The organism is Parendozoicomonas verongulae (genome assembly GCF_009711465.1).
GTDB lineage: Bacteria > Pseudomonadota > Gammaproteobacteria > Pseudomonadales > Endozoicomonadaceae > Sansalvadorimonas > Sansalvadorimonas verongulae.
The window spans coordinates 933-1188 of sequence record NZ_SMME01000521.1; the positions used below are offsets into that span (position 1 = coordinate 933).

The 256-nt window shown below is 58.2% G+C and carries 1 protein-coding gene; it reads left to right on the top strand.

Annotation, left to right across the window (positions count from 1 at the left end; all coding sequences use genetic code 11):
- Nucleotides 1–256: hypothetical protein (locus E1189_RS01300; protein WP_196220955.1), on the top strand; the 256-nt coding region annotated here is incomplete at both ends.

Here is a 256-nt window from a genome sequence, read left to right on the forward strand (position 1 = left end):
CCTCGAGCTTATAGGAGGAGTGGACAACCTGAAAGCGGCTCTGGACATCTACACCCGTCTGCGCACCCGGGCGGCAGGGGGTAAGGCGAACACCCCCTGTGAGAACAAGGATATCGAGTTAACACTGGGCAGACATCTCCAGATTATGGGGGGCACGGACAACCTGAAAGCGGCCTGGGACATCTTTACCCAACTACGTACCCGGGCGGCAGGTGGGGTGGCAAATACCCCCTGTGATGACAAGGAGATCGAACTG